The organism is Burkholderia pseudomultivorans, from assembly GCF_902499075.1.
Taxonomy (GTDB): domain Bacteria; phylum Pseudomonadota; class Gammaproteobacteria; order Burkholderiales; family Burkholderiaceae; genus Burkholderia; species Burkholderia pseudomultivorans.
In genome coordinates this window covers 15,921-31,632 of the sequence record NZ_CABVPP010000072.1, presented here as the reverse complement: position 1 = coordinate 31,632, position 15,712 = coordinate 15,921, and the positions used below count along the sequence as shown (strand labels likewise).

The window sequence follows — 15,712 nt, the reverse complement described above, 5'->3', positions numbered from 1 at the left end:
GTTCGGAGAGCGATTTACGCAGGCGCGTGGATAACGCGTTGTTCAACCGCCTCGCCCACAAAAATGCGGACAGGTTCGCCACGTTGGTCACGCGCGCGCATCGTGCTGGCGGCCGCGGACGGCGCGCCCAACAGCGCGATCGCGCAGCACCTGCAACTCACACGCGCTACGGTGGGCAAATGGCGTCTCCGGTTTCTGGATCAGCGCATCAACGGACTCTATGATGAAGTACGCCCCGGTAAGCCGCGCACGATCGACGATGGACAACTGGCTCAGCTGATTCACAAGACCCTGCATACCAAACCTGCCGATGGTTCCACGCACTAGAGCGTACGCACGATCGCAGCCGAAACTTCCATCTCGCCGACGAGCGTGCACCGTTATTTCAAGCTGCTGGGACTGCAACCGCATCGCAGCGAAAGCTTCAAGCTCTCGAGCGATCAATTCTTCATCGAGAAATTGCACGATGTGGTCGGCCTGTACCTGAGTCCACCGGAGAACGCCGTGGTCTTGTACGTGGACGAGAAGAGCCAGTGTCAGGCGCTCGAGCGTACGCAACCCATGCTGCCAATGGGTTTCGGTTACGCCGAAGGCGTCACGCACGACTATGTTCGTCACGGTACCATCACGCTGTTTGCCGCACTGAACGTACTCAACGGCGCCGTACTCGCCACCTGCAAACCGCGCCATCGACATCAGGAATTCCTGTCGTTCCTGCGCGAAATCGACAAGGCCGTCCCGGCCGATCTCGACGTGCACTGCATCGTGGACAACTACGGCAGTCACAAGCATCCGAAGGTCAAGGCGTGGCTGGCAGCCCGCCCCCGCTGGCACATGCATTTCATCCCGACCTACAGTTCGTGGCTTAACTAGGTCGAACGATTCTTTGCGCTGATCACTGACAAAGCGATCCACAGAGGTTCGTTCAGCTCGGTTAAACAACTGATCAACCGTATCGATCAATTCGTCTCCCACTACAACGAAAACTGCAAACCGTTCGCCTGGACCGCATCAGCCGATTCCATCCTCGAAAAGCTGCACAGACTTTGTTCGAGAATCAGCGGAACGGGACACTAGGTGGGGTGGATCGGTGGAATATCCGAAGCCGAGGTTTTCGGATCCATCAGCGGTATATAAAATCAACAGTCTATTGATACTGATTCGAAGACCGCTCCTCACTTCCGCCGACAACAGTTGGTTCGAGCATACATCTGAGGCGAGCGGCCTATACACCCGTTTGCTCGCCCGTTTCTTAATATTCTTTGCTCCACCTCGATCAAATCGAGGCATGGCAGCGCCCCCCGCCATTCAACGAAAGATGGGCTACATAGGATATTGGTAGCAGGCGACACTGGCTTTATCGAGGGCATGCGCTCTATTGGCCGCACCAGCCGGGTGATGCGGTTCCGAACGCTGACGAATTGACCCATGCGGGCAATTTTCATACTGGCAACAAGCTCGTGCCCGGGACCGGCTGCACGAGGTGCTGCTGGCGAAGCTGCGAGCAGCCGATCACATCGACTGGTTACGTATAGTCGTCGATTCGTCCTCCATTCGTGCAGTGAGATCAAGTCAGAAAGAGGACCCAATCCCACCGATCGGGCACAACCCGGTTCAAATCACCACCTCCTGGCCGAAGCGCAGAGCATACCGCTCGCGATAATCCTCACGAGCGCCAACCGCAATGGCTGCACAACTTCAGACGCCTGCGAATCCGGTTCGAACGCCTTGCGGCCATACACGAGGCATTCGTGAAAATCGCCACCTGCACCATCTGCTGGCGACAGCATCAAAACTCATTGTGTTAGAGCTTCCAAACCGAGGAGCTAAACACACTCGGAAACAGCGAATTCGGCCTTTCCCGTTCGAATTGCACGGTCAATCGCGGTGCAAACTACACGTGCACATCGAGGGCCATCCGTCATCAACCAGGAAACTGTATCTTCGGAGGAACAAGGCCTTCCTGTCGAAGGCCATCGCTACCGGAAACACACTTGTATGTGCAATGTCGGTTATAAAGTTCCAACCGCCCTTCAATCCGCCATGGAGCCCCCATGCTGAACCTCGAAACCGCCCAACAATTCCTAATGACCCGCGGCCTCGACCTCGCCCTCAACCTCCTCGCCGCGATCGCACTATGGTTCATCGGCCGCTGGGCGATCCGCATCGGCACGCGCCTGCTCGGCAAGGTCGTACGCCGCAGCGGCAAGATCGACCCGACGCTCGCCGACTACCTGACCTCGGTCGTCAGCGTGCTGCTGACGATCCTGCTGATCCTCGCGATCCTGCAGCTTTTCGGCGTACAGACCACGTCGTTCGCCGCGCTGCTCGCCGGTCTCGGCCTCGCGATCGGCACGGCCTGGGGCGGCCTGCTCGCGCATTTCGCCGCCGGCGTGTTCATGCAGGTGCTGCGTCCGTTCAAGATCGGCGACGTGATCAGCGCGGGCGGCGTCACCGGCACGGTGAAGGAGCTCGGCCTGTTCGGCACGACGATCATCACCGCCGACAACGTCGTGACGATCGTCGGCAACAACAAGATCTTCTCGGACAACATCGCCAACTACAGCGCGACGCCGCACCGCCGCGTCGACCTGACCGCGAAGATCGCAAACAGCGTCGATGCCGCCGACGCGATCAACCGCCTGAAAACGCAGATCCAGCTGATCCCGAACGTGATGAAGGTGCCGGCGCCCGACGTCGGCGTGCTGCAGTTCACGCCGGAAGGCCCGCTGCTGTTCGTCCGCCCGTCGACGCAGCCGGAGAACTACTGGCAGGTCTACTGCGACACCAATCGCGTGATCCTGGAGACGTTCCGCGAGGCCGGCTACCCGACGCCCGAAACGCCGATCTCCCATCGCAATACCTGACGGGCACGGCAGCCGAACGCACGGACGAAAAAAAACGTGGCAGCCCTAGGCTGCCACGCTTTCATTGCGAAGCACCGATAAAGCGCCGGCTCAGCGCCCGCCCGCCTTCGGCGTCCCGCCCTGCCGCCCGCGCACCAGCTTCCACAGCGCGCCGATCGCGACCGGCACGACCGCCGCGCCGATGCCGGCCAGCACGATCACGTTCAGGTACTGGCGGATGAACGGGATGTTGCCGAAGAAGTAGCCGAGCAGCACGAGCAGCAGCACCCACAGCAGCGCGCCGAGCACGTTGAATAGCTGGAAGCGCGTCGCGCTCATCGCCGAGGCGCCGGCCACGAACGGCGCGAAAGTTCGCACGACCGGAATGAAGCGCGCAAGCACGATCGTCTTGCCGCCGTGCTTGTCGTAGAACGCGTGGGTTTTCTGCAGCGCCGCGCGATCGAGGAAGCGCTCGAGCACCGGAATATGCGTATTGAACACCTTCGGGCCGATCCAGCGGCCGATCAGGTAGTTGACCGTATTGCCGCTGATCGCCGCCACCAGCAGCAGCACGATCAGCACGCCGACGCTCATTTCGCCGGACGCGGCAAACGCGCCGCCGATGAACAGCAGCGAATCGCCGGGCAGGAACGGGAACACGACGAGCCCCGTCTCGCAGAACACGATCAGGAACAGCACGAGGTAAACCCACGCGCCGTACTGCCGAATGAAATCGCCGAGGAATGCGTCGATGTGCAGGACCAGGTTGACGAAATGAAGCAGCGTATCCAAATGCGATTCCTCGAAAGCGAAAGGGCCCGAACGGCCACAAGGGCTAAAACGGCCGCCCGGCAAGGCCGGTGCGCGCGACGCAGCCATCATACCGAAACTACCTTAAGGCTCCGTGAAAAAACGTAACCGCCCGGCGGCCCGGCAAGCGTGCGCCGCCTCGCTATAATTCGGCCATGTCCGAATTCACCGAAACGGCCGCGGGCGCCGCGCCCGCCCCTGCTCCGCGCCCGCTGCGCGCGATCCAGCCCCTGCCCGACCAGTTGATCAGCCAGATCGCGGCCGGCGAGGTCGTCGAACGTCCGGCGTCGGTCGTCAAGGAATTGCTCGAGAACGCGATGGACGCCGGCGCGACGACGCTGCGCATCGTGCTCGAGGAAGGCGGCGTCAAGCGCATCTCGATCACCGACGACGGCTGCGGGATTCCGCCCGACGAGTTGCCGCTCGCGCTGATGCGCCATGCGACCAGCAAGATCCGCTCGCTCGAGGAACTCGAAGCGGTCGCGACGCTCGGGTTTCGCGGCGAAGCGCTGGCGTCGATCGCGTCGGTCGCCGAGATGTCGATCACGAGCCGCACCGCCGACGTCGCGCACGCGACCAAGATCGATGCGCAGACGGGCGCGTTGTCGCCCGCCGCCGGCGCGGTCGGCACGACGATCGAGGTGCGCGAGCTGTACTTCAACACGCCCGCGCGACGCAAATTCCTGAAGAGCGAGCAGACCGAGTTCGGCCACTGCCTGGAAATGATCCGCCGCGCGGCGCTCGCGCGGCCGGACGTCGCGATCTCGGTGCTGCACAACGGCAAGGCCGTCGAGCACTGGAACGCGACCGAACCGGCGCAGCGCGTCGCGAAGATCCTCGGCGACGGTTTCGCGACCGCGCACCTGCCGCTCGACGAACGGGCCGGGCCGCTCGCCGTCTACGGTTGCGCGGGCCTGCCGACTGCGAGCCGCGGCCGTGCCGACCAGCAGTATTTCTTCGTCAACGGCCGCTTCGTGCGCGACAAGCTGCTCACGCACGCAGTGCGCGCGGCCTACGAGGACGTGCTGCACGGCGACCGCTACCCGTCGTACGTGCTGTTCCTCGACCTGCCGCCCGAGGCTGTCGACGTGAACGTGCACCCGTCGAAGATCGAAGTGCGGTTCCGCGACTCGCGCTCGATCCACCAGTACGTGTTCCACGCGGTGCAGCGCGCGCTCGCGCGGCATGCGGGCGCGTCGCCGGAAACCACCGCAGGCGGCCACGCAGCGCATATCGAAGCCACTCCGCGCGGGCCCGCATCGTTCCAGGCCACGCCGCTCGGCCAGAGCCAGGCCGCGGACGACGGCTTCCGGCCGGCGGCGGCGTCATCGTCGTCGGGCGGCAACACATGGATGCGCCAGGCGCGCATGACGCAGGGCACGCTGCCCGTCGCGCAGCCGCTCGCGCTCTACGACGCGCTGTTCGGTCGCAAGGATACGGGCGCGGGCACCTCGGCCGGTACGACGGTCGTCGCGACAGACTCGGCCGACGTGCCGGCCGCGCCGCTGTCGGGCTTCACGCCCGCGCCGATCGCCGGCACCGCGCACGACGAGCAGCCGCTCGGCTTCGCGCTCGGCCAGATCCACGGCATCTACGTGCTCGCGCAGAATGCGCACGGCCTGGTGATCGTCGACATGCACGCAGCGCACGAGCGGATCCTGTACGAACAGTTCAAGAACGCGCTCGCCGACCGCACGGTTGCCGTGCAGCCGCTGCTGCTGCCGGTATCGATGACGGCGACGCCGGTCGAGATCGGCACCGTCGAGGAAGAGCGCGACACGCTCGAATCGCTCGGCTTCGACCTCGCGGTGCTGTCGCCGACGACGCTCGCGATCCGCGCAGTGCCCGCGCTGCTGAAGGACGCCGATCTGCAGGCGCTCGCGCGCGCGGTGCTCGCCGACCTGCACGCGTTCGGCGGTTCGCGCGTGCTCACCGAGCGCCAGCACGAACTGCTCGGCACGCTCGCGTGCCACCACGCGGTGCGCGCGAACCGGCGCCTGACGCTCGACGAGATGAACGCGCTGCTGCGCCAGATGGAGGCGACCGAACGCGCGGACCAATGCAATCACGGCCGGCCGACCTGGTATCAGCTCACGCTGAACGACCTCGACCGCCTTTTCATGCGCGGGCAATGAACGTTTCAACGCAGTCCCGCCCGACGACGATCGCCTGCCTGCTCGGCCCCACCGCTTCGGGCAAGACGGCCGCCGCGCTGGCGCTGGCCGCGCGCCGCCCGATCGAGATCGTCAGCGTCGATTCGGCGCTCGTCTATCGCGACATGGATATCGGCACCGCGAAGCCGACGCGCGACGAGCGCGCGAGCGTGCCGCATCATCTGATCGACATCATCGACCCGGCCGATGCGTATTCGGCGGCCGATTTTCGTGCGGATGCGCTGCGCGTGATCGGCGAGATCGTCGCGCGCGGCCGCACGCCGCTGCTCGCCGGCGGCACGATGCTGTACTACAAGGCGCTGACGCAGGGGCTCAACGATCTGCCGTCCGCCAATCCGGCGGTGCGCGCGGAACTCGATGCCGAGGCCGCGCGCGACGGCTGGCCGGCGCTTCACGCGCGGCTCGCGCAGGTCGATCCCGCGACGGCGGCGCGGCTCGCGCCGAACGATTCGCAGCGGATCCAGCGTGCGCTCGAAATCTTCATGCTGAGCGGGCAGCCGATGTCGGCGCTGCTCGCCGCGCCGCCGCGCGCGGACGACCTGGCGGCCGCGTATCGCTTCGTGCCGGTCGCGCTGGAGCCGTCGGATCGCGCCGTGCTCCATGCACGGATTGCGCGGCGATTCGACGCGATGCTCGACGCGGGCTTTATCGACGAAGTCGAGCGGCTGCGTCGGCGCGAGGATCTGCATCCCGGCTTGCCGTCGATGCGCTGTGTCGGGTATCGGCAGGCCTGGGAATTCCTCGACGGGGAAACCGATTATCGGACGATGCGCGACAAGGGCATTTTCGCGACGCGCCAGCTGTGCAAGCGGCAGATCACGTGGCTGCGCGCGATGCCGGAAAGGATCGTTGTGGATTGTGTCGCGGAGGATTCGACCGAGCGGGCGGTCGATGCGCTCGAGCGCGTGCTGGAGGACGGGTCGGCCGGTTGAGGTGGCGAGCCACCTTCCGCGGAGGGGCAGCCCCGGATCGCCTCGACTCACGCGGACGCGTCCACGTCTTCCTTGGCGAACTTCCCGGTCGACACGAGCGCCCGCTCGATGTCGGCGACGACGGACGCGTTGTCGGTCGACGCGGTGACGAACAGCGCCCAGATATCGTCGTCGATTTCATAGCGCCCCCGGTCATACGTCCAATAGCTGAAATAGCGGCCCTGGGACAAGGCGACCGTCGGGTCGTCGAGGCCGTCCGGATGCGGAACGCGGACAGCATGCAGCGCGTCCTGCAGGATCGCTGCAACGTCCGGAAAATCCGCCGCGCGATGGTCGTCAAGCACCTCGACCAGAAGATCGCTGCCGTGAAATACCGGTCGAACGCGGAATCGAATCGGGCTCGTCATGGTTCGCCTTTCTGTTCCTGCTCGCCGTGCCGATGATACGGCTGCTCCCGCTGCGCGAGCGCGCTGTAGTCGGGCGAGATATTGATTTGCCGCGTGACGTGATTGATCTCGAGGAAGACGCGATCGCCCGGCTCGAATCCGAACAGCTTCAAATGCGCATCGACCACGTGCATCCAGGGCAGGTACGGCCAGCCTTTTTTGGGCCGGTCCGGCGTGCTGCGAAGGACCATCTGGAATACGGTGCCCGGATCGCACGGCGGGCGCGCCTTGCGACGTGAGCGAGGTTCGGCCTTGGCCATGTTCGACTCCTTCGGTGAGCGGGTTGCGGTCGAAGTTTCGTGAACCTTCGCCCCGCTTCCGCCTCCCTCGCGGCGAGCCGGCGATGTGCTCGACCTGCCGCGCGAAGGACGCTGCGTTCGACATGCGCCGATCGGGAAGCGAGACTTCGCGACCAGTTTAGCCGCGCCGGCATCTCGGAATTGACCTGGAGATCGGGACTGGCCGTACGGCATAGGAATGCACGGCGTGCCGCTTCACGCGCGTCCCGCCAGGCGCGCCCGCGCCCCCTCGACCATGAACGCAATCCCCCGCGCGAACGCATCGTCGCGCCCCCGCTCGCGCAGCGCCGTCCAGCCCTGCGCGAGCAACGGATACTCAGCTGCATCCGGCACCGGCGCGTCGGCATCGTCGTCCGGCTCGGCCTGTTCCTCCAGCACCCACCCGACCACGAAGCGGCCGATCCCGTACATCAGGTCGACCGCTTCGTCGGGCGTGAATCCCGCATCGCACAGCAGCGCGAGCTTGCGCTCGATCGAGGCGAAATGCAGGTCGCGCGGCCGCGTGCCGGCGTGCAGTCGCGCGCCGTCGCGATAAGCAAGCAGCGCGTCGCGAAAACTGCATGCATTCGCAACCAGCCATGTGTCCCACGCGTCGCCCGGTTTCGGCATCGACGCATCGTGACGCTCGAGCATGATCGCCTCGGCCATCGCTTCGAGCAGTTCGCCCTTGTTCCGGAAATGCCAGTACAGCGTCGGCGACTGCACGCCCAGCCGCTCCGCCAGCCGTCGCGTCGACAGCGCATCGATCCCCGCCTCGTTCAGCAATTCGAGCGCTGCCCGCAATACCGTGTCGCGCGTCAGTCGCGCGCCTGCATCCTTCATCTCTATCACCGATAGGGAAAGTTATGGAATAATCCTCACTCTATCACCGATAGAGGCATCGCCTTGAACCCTTCCCTGATTGCCATCCTGACGACGGTGCTGCTCGACGCGATCGGCGTCGGGATCGTGATGCCGATCCTGCCGGGGCTGCTGCGCTCGCTCGCCGGCACGGGCAACACCGATGCCCATTACGGGATGCTGCTGGCGCTGTACGCGTTCGCGCAGTTCCTGTGCGCGCCGCTGCTCGGCGCACTGAGCGACCGCTTCGGCCGCCGTCCGGTGCTGGTCGCGTCGCTGGCGGGCGCTGCGCTCGACTATCTGCTGATGGCGTGCGCGCCGACGCTCGCGTGGTTTTACGCAGGCCGGCTGATTGCGGGCGTCACCGGCGCGAACGCCGCGGTCGCGACCGCATACGTGACCGACGTGACGGCCGAGCCCGATCGCGCCCGGCGCTTCGGCCAGCTGGGCGCCATGATGGGCATCGGCTTCATTGCGGGACCGCTGATCGGCGGTGTGGTCGGCGCGTGGGATCTGCGTGCGCCGTTTGCGGCGGCCGCGCTGCTCAACGCATTGAATCTCGCGCTGGTCTGGCGCGTGCTGCCGGAGTCGCGTCCGCCGTCCGCGCACGACAAGCGCCCCGGCGCCGGCCTCAACCCGTTCGCGAGCCTGCGGCGGCTGAGCGGCGGCCGCGCGCTCGTACCGCTGGTCGGCATCTACGTGATCGTCGCGCTGGTGTCGCAGGCGCCCGCGACGCTGTGGATCCTGTACGGCCAGGAGCGCTTCGGCTGGTCGACGCTGGTGGCCGGGCTGTCGCTCGCCGGCTACGGCGCGTGCCATACAGTCGCCCAGGCGTTCGCGATCGGGCCGCTGATCGCGCGCCTCGGCGAACGTCGCGCGCTCGCGCTGGGCCTCGCGGGCGACGCGCTCGGCCTCGTCGCGATCGCATTCGCGACGGCCGCATGGATGCCGTTCGCGCTGCTGCCGTTTTTCGCGGCAGGCGGGATGACGCTGCCGGCGCTGCAGGCGATGCTCGCGCGTCAGGTCGACGATGCGCGCCAGGGCGAGCTGCAGGGCATGCTCGCGAGCGTCGCGAGCCTGATCGGTGTCGCGGGGCCGCTGCTCGTCACGGCCACCTACGCGGCGACGCGCGGCATCTGGCCGGGCTTCGTGTGGGCCGCGGCCGCGCTGCTTTACCTGTGCGTGCCGCCGTTGCTGGCCGGCACGCGCGCGGCGGGCGCGGCAGGCCGTTCCGCCTGAGCAGCGATCGATAGCGCGCGCTCGTGCGCGTCGATCATCCGCCTGCGCTCACGCAACGATCCGCCACCGCCGCTCGATCTCGCCAACGCACGCGGCTCACTGCACCAGCGTCACCAGATTCGCATCGCGCACGAGCTGCCAGCGCCCGTCGGCCTTGCGAAAGATCGTCAGCGTATGCCCCGAGCGACGCACCGTGTCGCCGCCCGGCGGCGTCGCCTCGATCTCGATGAAATTGCGCATGTACGCCCAGTCGCCGAGCACGCGCAGCTCGTCGATCCGGTAGCGGCCGTCGATCTTCGGCGCATCGCCGCCGACGGCGTTCGCATCGCGCGACGCCGCCGCGAACGCCGACTTGTCGAACGGCGGCCTGCCCGCCACCATGAAGATCGCATCGTCGGCGATCAGGTCGAGCACGGTCGCCAGATCGCCGCGCCGGCTCGACACGAACCAGTTTTCCACCAGTTCGCGGATTGCGCGTTCGTCTTCGCTCATCGTCGTCCTCCGTCAGCGGCGCCACGGCGGCGCCCGAAAAAAAAGCCGCCCGGATCGACTCCGGGCGGCTTCCTGATACCGCATCTGCAGCGAGCGGCGCGTCAGACCACGACCGTCTGCGCCTCGCCTTCGCGGCTCGCACGCACGGTGCCGATCTTCCACACCTGTTCGCCGGCGGCCGTCAGGTCGGCGACCGCTGCGTCGGCATCCGCCGCCGAGACGATCACCGCCATCCCGATCCCGCAGTTGAACACGCGGTGCATTTCCGCATCGGCGACGCCGCCGTGCTCCTGCAGCCACTTGAACAGCGGCGGCAGCGGCCATGCGTTCTGGTCCAGCTCGGCCGTCAGGCCTTCGCGCAGCACGCGCGGAATGTTCTCGACGAGACCGCCGCCGGTGATGTGTGCCATGCCCTTCACCGCGATCTTCTGCATCAGCGCGAGCAGCGGCTTCACGTAGATGCGGGTCGGCGCCATCAGCGCGTCGGCGAGCGAGCGGCCATGGAAGTCGGCCGACAGGTCCGGATTCGCGCGCTCGATGATCTTGCGCACGAGCGAGAAGCCGTTCGAGTGGATGCCGCTCGATGCAAGGCCGAGCACCACGTCGCCTGCGGCGATCGTGCTGCCGTCGATGATCTTGCTCTTCTCGACCGCGCCGACTGCGAAGCCGGCCAGGTCGTATTCGCCGTCCGGGTACATGCCCGGCATTTCGGCCGTCTCGCCGCCGATCAGCGCGCAGCCCGACAGCTCGCAGCCGTGCGCGATGCCCTTGACGACGGTCGCGGCCGTGTCGACGTCGAGCTTGCCGCATGCGAAGTAGTCGAGGAAGAACAGCGGCTCGGCGCCCTGCACGAGGATGTCGTTCACGCTCATCGCGACGAGATCCTGGCCGACCGTGTCGTGTTTGTTCAGATGAAACGCGAGCTTGAGCTTGGTGCCGACGCCGTCGGTGCCCGACACGAGCACCGGCTCCTTGTACTTCTTCGGCACTTCGAACAGCGCGCCGAACCCGCCGATGCCGCCGAGCACGCCGTCGCGCAGGGTTTTCTTCGCAAAAGGCTTGATCTTGTCGATGAGCGCGTCGCCGGCATCGATGTCGACGCCTGCGTCGCGGTAGGACAGACCCTGAGCGTCGGGAGCGGATTTCGGAGGATTCATGGGGGAATGCGAGAAGGTCGGTAAAATGCGATTTTACCCGAAGCCGGCCCGCTGGCCGGAATTCCCCGCATCGAATCGTCAGGGATCGCATCTTGGCCAACACGTCCCCGTTTTCATCGCCCGGCGAGCCGCGCTCCACGCGCCGCGCCGCCGTGCGTGCGACCGCGCGTGCCGCCATCCGCACTGCGTTCCCCGGTGCGTGCCCGGCACCCGGCACGCGTTTTTTCAATCGACTCGCATGGTGACCCGTCAACTGACGCTCGATCTCGGCACGCCGCCGCCCGCGACGTTCGATAACTTCATCACGGGCGAGAACGGCGAGCTCGTCACGCGGCTGCAGAAGCTCGACCTCGCGCTCGCGGCCGGCCCCGTGCCGGACCGGTCGTTCTATATCTGGGGCGAACCCGGCAGCGGCCGCAGCCATCTGCTGCAGGCGCTCGTCAGCGACGCGTCGTACGGCTATGCGCGCTACCTGACTCCGCAAAGCCCGCTCGGCGCGTTCACGTTCGACCCGCGCATCGGCATCTACGCGATCGACGACTGCGACCGCATGAGCGACACGCAGCAGGTCGCGCTGTTCAACCTGTTCAACGAAGTCCGCGCGCACCCGTCGAGCGCGTTCGTCGCGGCGGGCCCCGCGGCGCCGCTCGCGCTCGACGTGCGCGAGGATCTGCGCACGCGCCTCGGCTGGGGGCTCGTGTTCCATCTGTCGCCGCCGTCCGACGCCGGCAAGATCGACGTGCTGAAGCTCGCGGCGAAGGAGCGCGGCATCGCGCTCACCGACGACATCGCGGCCTACCTGCTCACCCATTTCCGGCGCGACATGCCGAGCCTGATGGCGCTGCTCGACGCGCTCGACCGCTTCTCGCTCGAGCAGAAGCGCGCCGTCACGCTGCCGCTGCTGCGCCGGATGCTGGCCCGTCCGGGCGACGACATCGCGCCGCCGCCCACGGGCCCGAACCGCTTCGAGTAAAATGCGCTTCCATGACTAATCTGGCACTCTTTGACCTCGATCACACGCTGATCCCGACCGATAGCGACCACGAATGGGGCCGCTTCATGGTGAAGCTCGGCATCGTCGACGCGGAAAGCTTCTCGCGTCAGAACGACCAGTTCTTCGCCGACTACAAGGCCGGCAAGCTCGACATCCACGCGTACCTGACGGCCATGCTCACGCCGCTCGCGAAGTATTCGCGCGAGCAGCTCGCGCAATGGCACGAGCAGTACATGCACGAGGTGATCCGCCCGGCGATGACGCCCGCCGCGCTCGAACTCGTGCGCGCGCACCTCGACGCGGGCGACCTGTGCTGCATCGTCACCGCGACCAACGAATTCATCACGCGGCCGATCGCGTCCGCGTTCGGCGTCGAGACGCTGATCGCGTGCGAGGTCGAGACGACCGACGGCCATCCCGATTCGCCGTACACGGGCCGGCCGACCGGCACGCCGAGCTATCGCGAAGGCAAGATCGTGCGCACCGAGGCCTGGCTCGCCTCGCTCGGCAAGCACTGGGACGACTTCGCGCGCAGCTACTTCTACAGCGATTCGCACAACGACATCCCGTTGCTCGAGAAAGTCACCGACCCGATCGCGACCAACCCCGACGACACGCTGCGCGCGCATGCCCGCGACCGCGGCTGGCGCATCCTCGATCTTTTCTGAACGTCGTGATCAAGAAATTCATCCGCAAGCTGCTCGGCCAGGACGACGCCGCGCAAACGTCTCCCGCAGCGGCTCCGGCCGTCGAAGCGGCCTCCGCCCCGCGCCCCGCCAAGGGGAGCCGCGGCGGCGGCGCAAGGAAGCCGCGCAGCAACCACGAGCCGACCGTCGTGCCGGCCAGCGTGCACGGCATCGACCCGTCCCTGATCTCGCGCAACGCGGTACGCGTGACCGACACGCTGCAGCAGGCGGGCTTCCGCGCGTTCATCGTCGGCGGCGCGGTGCGCGACCTGCTGCTCGGCATCGCGCCGAAGGACTTCGACGTCGCGACCGACGCGACGCCCACCGAGGTGCAGCGCCTGTTCCGCCGCGCGCGCCTGATCGGCCGCCGCTTCCAGATCGTCCACGTGCAGTTCGGCCAGGAGCTGATCGAGGTGTCGACGTTCCGCGCGCTGGTCGACGCGCCGCCGGAAGCGGCCGCCGCCGAGCCGCCGAAGCGCCTGAAGCGCGACGAACTGGACCGCCGCACGCACGCGGTCGACGCCAGCGGCCGCGTGCTGCGCGACAACGTCTGGGGCGAACAGCACGAAGACGCCGCGCGCCGCGACTTCACGATCAATGCGATGTACTACGACCCGTCGACGCAGACGGTGCTCGACTATCACGACGGCATGGCCGACGTGCGCGCGCGCCTGCTGCGGATGATCGGCGATCCGGCCACGCGCTATCGCGAGGATCCGGTGCGGATGCTGCGCGTCGTGCGCTTCGCGGCGAAGCTCGGCTTCGAGATCGAGCCGCACACGCGCGAGCCGATCCACGCGCTCGCCGACCTGATCAACAACGTGCCGGCCGCGCGCCTGTTCGACGAGATGCTGAAGCTGCTGCTGTCGGGCCACGCGCTCGCGTGCCTGCAGCGGCTGCGCAAGGAAGGGCTGCATCACGGGCTGCTGCCGCTGCTCGACGTCGTGCTCGAACAGCCGCAGGGCGAGAAGTTCATCACGCTCGCGCTGAACAACACCGATGCGCGCGTGCGCGCGGGCAAGCCCGTGTCGCCGGGCTTCCTGTTCGCGACGCTGCTGTGGCACGACATGCGCCAGCGCTTCGAGCAGTACACGGCCGAAGGCGAGTTCCCGGTGCCCGCGCTGCATCGCGCGATGGACGACGTGCTCGACATGCAGACCGAGAAGCTCGCGATCCACAAGCGCTACTCGGCCGACATGCGCGAGATCTGGGGCCTGCAGCTGCGCCTCGAAAAACGCTCGGGCCGCAGTGCGCTGAGGCTGCTGGAACACCAAAGATTTAGAGCGGGGTATGATTTCCTCCTGTTACGCTGCGAATCCGGCGAACTGGAACAGGACGTCGGACAGTGGTGGACGGATTTCATCGAAGGCGACGCGGCCGCTCGCGAAGCATTGCTCACGCAGGGCGGCTCGAAGGAAAAATCGCCCCGCAAGCGGCGCCGCCGCGGCGGTGCGCGGAACCGCAAACCGGCCGAAGGCGGCGCTGAGCACGCGCCGGAAGCCTCGAACGGTTCCGACGACTGACGCGCGCGCCGGCGAACGACGTAGGAAGTGATGCCATGACGGTTGCATATATCGGACTGGGGGCGAATCTCGGCGATGCGCGCCAGACCCTGAAGGACGCGGTGGTGTGCCTCGCGCAGCAGCGCACCATCTCGATCCTCGGCAAATCGAGCCTGTATCGCACGGCGCCGTTCGAAGCGGGCGGCGACGACTTCTACAACTGTGTCGTCAAGCTCGACACGACGCTGTCGGCCCGCGAGCTGCTCGCGCTCTGCCAGAAGATCGAACATCACTTCGGACGCGAGCGCCCGTATCGCAATGCGCCGCGCACGCTCGACCTCGACATCCTGCTGTTCGGCGCCGATGCGATCGACGAGCCGGACCTGATCGTCCCGCACCCGCGCCTGACCGACCGCGCGTTCGCGCTCGTCCCGCTCGTCGAGATCGAGCCGACGCTCGACATCCCCGCGCGCGGCCGCGCCGACGCGTTCCTCGCCGCCGTCGCCGATCAGCGCGTCGAAAAGGTGCAGACCTGCCAGTGCCTGATGCAGAAGGCGCTCGCCGCCGGCGACGGCACCGACAAGAACCGCTGCCGATGAACCCCACCCCGCTGACCGTCACCGCGCCCGACCTGCGCGCCCCGCATCGCTATCTGGTGATCGAGGGCCCGATCGGCGTCGGCAAGACGACGCTCGCGCGACTGCTCGCCGAGCGCTGGTCGATGCAGACGCTGCTCGAACGCCCGCAGGACAACCCGTTCCTCGAACGCTTCTATCGCGACACCGCGCGCTATGCGTTGCCCACGCAACTGTCGTTCGCGCTGCAGCGCGCGCAGCAGGCCGGCGAGCTGATCGGCGCGCTCGACACGGGCCGCCCGGTCGTCGCCGATTTCATGCCGCAGAAGAACGACATCTTCGCGCGGCTGAACCTGCCGGAAGACGAGTGGCAGCTGTATCGCTCGATCGCGACGCACCTCGACGTGCCGCGCGCGCCGGTGCCCGATCTCGTCGTCTACCTGCAGGCGAGCCCGGAAGTGCTGTTCTCGCGCATCCAGAAGCGCGGGCTGCCGATGGAGCTGCAGATCAGCGACGCGTACCTGCGCTCGCTCGTCGACGCGTACAACGAATTCTTCTACCACTACGACCGCACGCCGGTGCTGACGGTCGCCGCGGAACACCTGAATCCGCAGGACTCTCCCGAGGATTTCGCGTTGCTGGTCGAGCGCATCGAGACGATGCGCGGCCGCAAGGAATTCTTCGTCAAGGGCGAGACGACGCGCTGAAGCGTCGCCTCGC

General features: G+C 66.7%; 15 protein-coding genes and 3 pseudogenes. 12 read left to right on the top strand and 6 right to left on the bottom strand.

Going from position 1 to position 15,712, the window contains the following annotated elements; translation table 11 throughout:
• Positions 1–90 precede the first annotated feature (90 nt).
• The 4 genes and pseudogenes from BST28156_RS30625 to BST28156_RS30615 all read left to right on the top strand — a co-directional run.
• Positions 91–1,077, top strand: a pseudogene (locus tag BST28156_RS30625) (IS630 family transposase); the annotation flags it as partial.
• A 370-nt stretch (positions 1,078–1,447) separates the two neighbouring features.
• A pseudogene (locus tag BST28156_RS35220) lies at positions 1,448–1,680 on the top strand (IS5/IS1182 family transposase); the annotation flags it as partial.
• Between the two features lie 5 nt (positions 1,681–1,685).
• A pseudogene (locus tag BST28156_RS35215) lies at positions 1,686–1,808 on the top strand (IS5/IS1182 family transposase); the annotation flags it as partial.
• Between the two features lie 246 nt (positions 1,809–2,054).
• Complete coding sequence (locus BST28156_RS30615) at positions 2,055–2,867, top strand: mechanosensitive ion channel family protein (RefSeq protein ID WP_174904176.1); 813 nt, start codon at positions 2,055–2,057, stop codon at positions 2,865–2,867.
• A gap of 90 nt (positions 2,868–2,957) precedes the next feature.
• Here BST28156_RS30615 and BST28156_RS30610 read toward each other — a convergent pair whose 3' ends face one another.
• Complete coding sequence (locus tag BST28156_RS30610; protein WP_174904175.1) at positions 2,958–3,638, bottom strand: DedA family protein; 681 nt, start codon at positions 3,636–3,638, stop codon at positions 2,958–2,960.
• A 173-nt stretch (positions 3,639–3,811) separates the two neighbouring features.
• Here BST28156_RS30610 and mutL point away from each other — a divergent pair, with 173 nt between their 5' ends.
• Both mutL and miaA read left to right on the top strand, forming a co-directional pair.
• Positions 3,812–5,791 carry a DNA mismatch repair endonuclease MutL gene (gene mutL, locus BST28156_RS30605; protein WP_174904174.1) on the top strand — a complete coding sequence of 660 codons (1,980 nt, stop codon included), beginning with the start codon at positions 3,812–3,814 and terminating at the stop codon, positions 5,789–5,791.
• Entirely contained in the window at positions 5,788–6,762 is a 975-nt protein-coding gene (gene miaA, locus BST28156_RS30600; protein WP_174904173.1) for a tRNA (adenosine(37)-N6)-dimethylallyltransferase MiaA, read from the top strand. The genes mutL and miaA overlap by 4 nt, the downstream gene beginning before the upstream one ends.
• Before the next feature lie 47 nt (positions 6,763–6,809).
• On the opposite strand, the gene BST28156_RS30595 is transcribed toward miaA, so the two are convergent.
• The 3 genes from BST28156_RS30595 to tetR all read right to left on the bottom strand — a co-directional run bounded on the left by BST28156_RS30595 (position 6,810) and on the right by tetR (position 8,329).
• A complete protein-coding gene (locus BST28156_RS30595) occupies positions 6,810–7,169 on the bottom strand; it encodes a hypothetical protein (protein WP_174904172.1) in 360 nt (119 codons plus the stop codon).
• Positions 7,166–7,468: a hypothetical protein gene (locus tag BST28156_RS30590; RefSeq protein ID WP_059482327.1), complete on the bottom strand. Its 303-nt coding sequence runs from the start codon at positions 7,466–7,468 to the stop codon at positions 7,166–7,168. The genes BST28156_RS30595 and BST28156_RS30590 overlap by 4 nt, the downstream gene beginning before the upstream one ends.
• Before the next feature lie 234 nt (positions 7,469–7,702).
• Positions 7,703–8,329 (bottom strand): tetracycline resistance transcriptional repressor TetR, encoded by a 627-nt coding sequence (gene tetR, locus BST28156_RS30585; RefSeq protein WP_174904171.1) that lies wholly within the window; start codon positions 8,327–8,329, stop codon positions 7,703–7,705.
• A 63-nt stretch (positions 8,330–8,392) separates the two neighbouring features.
• Between tetR and tet the strand changes: the two genes are divergently transcribed.
• Positions 8,393–9,586 (top strand): Tet(A)/Tet(B)/Tet(C) family tetracycline efflux MFS transporter, encoded by a 1,194-nt coding sequence (gene tet, locus BST28156_RS30580; RefSeq protein ID WP_174904170.1) that lies wholly within the window; start codon positions 8,393–8,395, stop codon positions 9,584–9,586.
• Between the two features lie 96 nt (positions 9,587–9,682).
• Here the strand turns inward: tet and BST28156_RS30575 are convergent, their stop codons facing one another.
• Complete coding sequence (locus tag BST28156_RS30575) at positions 9,683–10,078, bottom strand: YybH family protein (RefSeq protein WP_174904169.1); 396 nt, start codon at positions 10,076–10,078, stop codon at positions 9,683–9,685.
• A 101-nt stretch (positions 10,079–10,179) separates the two neighbouring features.
• On the bottom strand, positions 10,180–11,235 hold the full coding sequence (gene purM, locus BST28156_RS30570) for a phosphoribosylformylglycinamidine cyclo-ligase (protein WP_059513079.1): 1,056 nt from the start codon (positions 11,233–11,235) through the stop codon (positions 10,180–10,182).
• A gap of 238 nt (positions 11,236–11,473) precedes the next feature.
• On the opposite strand from purM, the gene hda reads away from it, so the two are divergent.
• From hda to BST28156_RS30545, 5 genes are read left to right on the top strand one after another with little or no spacing between them, the layout of a single operon-like run.
• Complete coding sequence (gene hda / locus BST28156_RS30565; protein ID WP_009690788.1) at positions 11,474–12,208, top strand: DnaA regulatory inactivator Hda; 735 nt, start codon at positions 11,474–11,476, stop codon at positions 12,206–12,208.
• A gap of 11 nt (positions 12,209–12,219) precedes the next feature.
• Complete coding sequence (locus BST28156_RS30560; RefSeq protein WP_060245028.1) at positions 12,220–12,897, top strand: histidinol-phosphatase; 678 nt, start codon at positions 12,220–12,222, stop codon at positions 12,895–12,897.
• Positions 12,898–12,902: 5 nt separating this feature from the next.
• Complete coding sequence (gene pcnB / locus BST28156_RS30555) at positions 12,903–14,438, top strand: polynucleotide adenylyltransferase PcnB (protein WP_174904168.1); 1,536 nt, start codon at positions 12,903–12,905, stop codon at positions 14,436–14,438.
• Positions 14,439–14,473: 35 nt separating this feature from the next.
• On the top strand, positions 14,474–15,016 hold the full coding sequence (gene folK, locus BST28156_RS30550) for a 2-amino-4-hydroxy-6-hydroxymethyldihydropteridine diphosphokinase (protein WP_040126693.1): 543 nt from the start codon (positions 14,474–14,476) through the stop codon (positions 15,014–15,016).
• Complete coding sequence (locus tag BST28156_RS30545; RefSeq protein ID WP_009690783.1) at positions 15,013–15,699, top strand: deoxynucleoside kinase; 687 nt, start codon at positions 15,013–15,015, stop codon at positions 15,697–15,699. Before folK ends, BST28156_RS30545 begins: the two co-directional genes overlap by 4 nt.
• Positions 15,700–15,712 lie beyond the last annotated feature (13 nt).